Origin of the sequence: Gottfriedia acidiceleris, from assembly GCF_050457485.1 — a bacterium.
Lineage (GTDB): Bacteria > Bacillota > Bacilli > Bacillales > Bacillaceae_G > Gottfriedia > Gottfriedia acidiceleris_D.
In genome coordinates this window covers 1-5,011 of record NZ_JBCMJM010000025.1, presented here as the reverse complement: position 1 = coordinate 5,011, position 5,011 = coordinate 1, and the positions used below count along the sequence as shown (strand labels likewise).

Here is a 5,011-nt window from a genome sequence, read left to right as displayed (position 1 = left end):
TCATCAAGGGAGCTTATTTCTTCAGTATGAACTTCATTATGATGAACGGATTGTTCTTGCTTAACTTGTACAATCGCTGATAAATGTTCAGGCAGGATTTGTTTTTCATTAAATTTCATAAATATAACGGCTCTTCCTAGCACATTTTCCAATTCCCTAACATTACCAGGCCAATTGTAACTTTTTAATTTATTTAATGCTGATAATGAGATCCCCTCAACATTTCGACCGTAGTCTTGATTAATTTTTGATAATAATCTTTCGCCAATCGGTAAAATATCTTCAATTCGATCCTTTAGTGCAGGAATAATAATAGGAAGTTTATTTAAACGATAATAAAGATCTTCTCGAAACTTTCCTTCAATGATTGCTTCCTCCAGATGAACATTCGTCGCAGCAATCACTCGCACATTTATAGGAATAGACTTTGTCCCACCAACACGTCTTATTTCTTTCTCTTGTAGGACCCTTAATAGTTTGGCTTGCATTGCAGGTGATAATTCTCCAATTTCATCTAAGAAAATACTACCATTATTAGCTTCCTCAAAAAGCCCTCTTTTCCCACCACGTTTTGCGCCAGAAAAAGCACCTTCTTCATAACCAAATAATTCACTTTCCAATAATGTTTCAGAAATTGCAGCACAATTCACTCGAACGAATTTATTATATTTGCGATCGCTTTCATTATGAATCGCATGAGCAAACAATTCTTTACCTGTTCCAGATTCCCCACGTAATAATACAGTAGCAGGAGTGCTCGCAGCCAATTTAGCCTGCATGATCGCTAAACTGATTCCTTCAGATTCACCAGCTATATCCTCGAAAGAATATTTTGCCTCTAACGTTCTAATAATTTGACGCGCTCTATGTAGTTCATTCGTTAACTGTGAAATTTCAGAAACATCATGAATTACTCCAACACTGCCTTTTAATTTTCCGTCTACGATTACTGGAGCTACATTAACTAGTACATCACGATTTTGCTTTCCGACTTTCATGCGTACTCCACGAACTGCTTGTTTTGTTTTCAACACTTTTAAATGAACACTTTCACCTTCAGCAATATCAATCGTTGCATGTTTACCAAGAACTTGTTCACTCGATAATCCAGTCAATCTTGTGTATGCCGGATTAATAATAATTCCATTACCTTTTTCATCTACAACTGAAATTGCTTCATCCGAACTTTGAATGACTGCTTCAAGCATGCTATAAACTTCTTTTAAATTTGTAACTTCTTCTGCTAAATCTATTACCTCAGTATCATCTTTAAAAACAGAAATTGCACCTTCAAGTTCACCATCTTCTCGAAAGATTGGAATTCGAGTCGTAAAAATCTTACTTCCATTAATTAAAATATGTTCTTGATTAATTTCCTTCTTTTTCGTTTGAAGAACTCGAGGTAATTTACTAGTTGGGACAACATCCAATATATACCTACCAATCGCAGCATCTTTATCAGTATGTAGCATTCTTTCTGCTGAGCGATTAAATAAAAGAATTTTTCCCCATTTATCAACCACAATCATCCCATCATGAGTGTTGTCCAAAATGAGTTCTTGTTGTCTTTTTTTATTATTAATTAAATTAAAAAGTGATTCTTTTTCTTGAACAAGATCAGATATCATTTTTGCAACAGAACCTGGGATCACTAAAGTATCTTTAGCTTTATACTCGATTAATTCCTGGTATATGGTTTCATCTCCAGTAGTATTAATGACAACATCAATCTCTTCGTTTAAATTAGACTTCCAATCCTTTAGTATTGGAATATGTAAGCTTTTAGCAAATTCTAAACCTTTAGCCTCTTTTATCATATCTACTACTGCAACAACATGAAATAAATCAGAATGTGATAGAAGCTTTAATACAGCTGTGCCCCCTGTTCCCATTCCAACGATCATTACGTTTTGTTTCATCTTAGTTCACCTACTAATTTCAACAAATTATTAAACACATTAGACTATTATATCTATAAAGTCATTCTTTCGTCTATTTCAAATGTTCTATAAGTCTTGACAACACTATCCTTGTATAAGATTATGAAGAAAGAGAATTACGTAAATTTATTGTTACTTTTATCGGAGGAATTAATAAACATGAAAGAATCATTTACACGTATGTTAGCATTCGTTGTGATTGTTGTACCAATAGCATTAGCAGTTATCGGAATTAAATTACTTCGTGATACAGTATTTCTAATCCATTCTTTTGGCATTCCAAATCTTCCATTGCAATTATTAATCGGTCTTGTTTCATTAGGAGTCGGTTTTTATTTAGTCGGAAGCTTTGTACTATTTAGAGATCGTAAACGAAGCAAAGTTCAAGGTAGATTTTTAAAAAGATAATTTTCGTGGGAGGCCTTAAGAGGATTTCATTAAATCTAAAAGATAAATAACAAAACAAAAAAAGTGCTGATGAGAGCACTTTTTTTATTTACTAAGAAGTTGACTTCTGATTTGGAAAGCTAATTCTGGATAGTCAGTAATAATCGCTGTACATTTGACTTCAAATAATCGTTTCATAACAGCCGGTTCATTGATTGTATAAGGTCTAACGGCTATGTGATGTTCCATAGTTTCTTCTATTTGTTCATCAGTAATAATCCGATAATTAGGATGAATTGCATTTGCTTTATAGTCTTCTGCAATCTTCCACGGTTCTTTACTTCTTCTATTAAAAAGAACTGCTGTTTCAATATCCGGTGCCATTAAGTGGAATTTAAGCATACTTTTATGGTTAAAGGAAGATAAAACGATTCTTTTTTCATACTCATATGAACGAATTAAATTAATTACTCGTTCCTCAAGTCCATGGTATTCGATTTTATCATTTTTCAATTCAACATTGATACTAAAGTTATTTCCTTTTGCCCAATCAAATACTTCTTTTAAGGTAGGGATCGTACACCCCTTAAATTGGCGTTTAAATCGATAACTAGCGTCAAATTGCTTTAATTCAGCTAAGGTATAATCTTTAACGAAACCTTTACCGTTAGTTGTACGATTTATTGTTTCATCATGAATTACAACGATTTCACCATCTTTTGATAAGTGTACATCTAACTCTATTCCATCTGCCCCTAAATCTTCACATGCCATAAAAGAAATCATTGTATTTTCTGGGTAGGTTCCTGCAGCACCTCTATGACCAATAATATCAACCACTCAAATTCCCCCCACGTGAGAAAATATGTACTTTCTTCTTTTTCTTATTGTATACTAATTTTACGAAACTAAGGAGGATTATTATGCGACCATTGCAAATTTCGCCTGAAACGGCAATTTTACTTTCCAAGAAATTAAACGTTCCTTTAGAACAAATTATGCATATGCCACAGCATATATTAATGAAAAAGTTGATGGAATTAGATTTGTCTAAAAGCGAAGAAGCTTCAGAGGATAACGAATCTAAATAATAAATTAGCGTTAAATAAGAAAGCAGAAGTAGTTTTTCTACTTCTTTTTTTATGCACCTTTTTTATTAATTTTAATCTTAAATTACATTTTTATGTAAAATTGCACAAATAATTAACAATTATGAGCTAATTTTAATTTAAACTTCCTTTCATATTAATTAGTTTTCAAGTAAAATGTAAAGTATTGTGTATATTTTATATCGAAAAGTATTTATGGAGGTATTTTTAAATGTTACCTGATTGGTTAATTGGTTTGATCATGGGGATGGTAGAAGGATTAACAGAATTTTTACCGGTTTCTTCTACTGGTCATATGATTTTAGTTGCTGACTTATTAAATTTCACAGGTGAGAAAGCTTCATTTTTTGAAGTAATTGTCCAACTTGGTTCAATTCTAGCAGTAGTTGTTGTTTTTTGGAAACGACTATGGTCAGTACTAGGAGTAAAGTCAGAAGGTTATAGACAAACGAACCTCAACTTAATTCATATTATTATCGGTGCTATTCCAGCCGGAATCGTAGGGCTTATATTCCATGATTTCATTAAAGATGTTTTATTCTCACCTAAAACTGTTGTAATCGGATTAGTAGCTGGCGGTATATTATTAATTGTTGCTGAAAAAGTCTCTAAACAGCCTAAATCATCTGATTTAGATCACATTTCTTATAAACAAGCTTTTATCATTGGGTGCTTTCAAATGTTAGCACTTTGGCCAGGATTTTCACGTTCAGGCTCTACAATAGCAGGTGGTTTATTATTCGGTCTTGATCGAAAAACTTCAGCAGAGTTTACTTTCATTTTAGCAGTACCAATGATGATTGCTGCAAGTGGATTAGATTTTATTAAAAATATCGATATTTTAAGTGCTTCAGATTTACCACTATTCGCAACAGGGTTCATCACTGCATTCGTAGTTGCATTACTCGCGATCGTTTCCTTCCTAAAATTATTAGAGAAAGTAAAACTAACAGGTTTTGCAGTTTATCGATTTATTGTAGCGATTGTTTTCACGATTGTATTTATATTTTAATTAAAAACTACAAAGAGATGGACAACCATATTGGTATGTCCTATCTCTTTTATTTATGTATACGACTTATCGGTTTATTTTACAAATGGAAAAAGGCTATTCGTACAACGTATACGAATAGCCTTTGTAATATATATGTTAGTTATTTAAATTTAAAAATTGTTGTCTATTGGCGAAAGCCCTACCTCTCTTTCGCAATTCGGCTCCAGGGCCGTTCCATTAGGCAGCTTGTTTCACAACAATCTTCACTAACAGACACTACTACTAATTTTTAAATAAGGTTGAAATAGCTGACGCGTCATGGAATACGTCCAATTTTCTTCCAAATTTCGTAGTAATAATATCGTTTTTCTAAATATTTCAGTGGCGCAGTAAATATTATAGCATACTACAAATTATTAGGCAAACTAATTTTTATTAAGTGTAAATTCAACGGTTTCTAGCTTCACTGTCCTTAAGTAAAATTTATAAAAAAAATATTCTACCTTCATTGATATAGAGCTAATAATAGTTAAGATCCAGTCTTTTATAAATTAGCCTTATATCGTAAACTTTTTTTGATG

General features: G+C 32.3%; 5 protein-coding genes. 3 read left to right on the top strand and 2 right to left on the bottom strand.

The features are described from left to right. Nucleotides 1-1,919, bottom strand: a 1,919-nt coding sequence (locus ABEY15_RS22250; protein ID WP_429892189.1) for a sigma 54-interacting transcriptional regulator, incomplete at its 3' end; no start/stop codon positions are given. A gap of 180 nt (nt 1,920-2,099) precedes the next feature. Between ABEY15_RS22250 and ABEY15_RS22245 the strand changes: the two genes are divergently transcribed. Continuing rightward, entirely contained in the window at nt 2,100-2,348 is a 249-nt protein-coding gene (locus ABEY15_RS22245; RefSeq protein ID WP_129688503.1) for a DUF2627 domain-containing protein, read from the top strand. 84 nt (nt 2,349-2,432) lie between these two features. On the opposite strand, the gene ABEY15_RS22240 is transcribed toward ABEY15_RS22245, so the two are convergent. Beyond that, a complete protein-coding gene (locus tag ABEY15_RS22240) occupies nt 2,433-3,167 on the bottom strand; it encodes a glycerophosphodiester phosphodiesterase (RefSeq protein WP_429892188.1) in 735 nt (244 codons plus the stop codon). Between the two features lie 83 nt (nt 3,168-3,250). Between ABEY15_RS22240 and ABEY15_RS22235 the strand changes: the two genes are divergently transcribed. Next, nucleotides 3,251-3,418, top strand: a complete 168-nt coding sequence (locus ABEY15_RS22235) for a YycC family protein (protein WP_098428787.1) — start codon at nt 3,251-3,253, stop codon at nt 3,416-3,418. 229 nt (nt 3,419-3,647) lie between these two features. After that, entirely contained in the window at nt 3,648-4,448 is an 801-nt protein-coding gene (gene bacA / locus ABEY15_RS22230) for an undecaprenyl-diphosphate phosphatase (RefSeq protein ID WP_429892187.1), read from the top strand. Nucleotides 4,449-5,011: the final 563 nt, after the last annotated feature.

Bases quoted from the DNA above. Each gene is read 5' to 3' on its own strand.
- ABEY15_RS22245 (WP_129688503.1), top strand. From the start codon at position 2,100: ATGAAAGAATCATTTACACGTATGTTAGCATTCGTTGTGATTGTTGTA.
- ABEY15_RS22235 (WP_098428787.1), top strand. From the start codon at position 3,251: ATGCGACCATTGCAAATTTCGCCTGAAACGGCAATTTTACTTTCCAAG.
- bacA (WP_429892187.1), top strand. From the start codon at position 3,648: ATGTTACCTGATTGGTTAATTGGTTTGATCATGGGGATGGTAGAAGGA.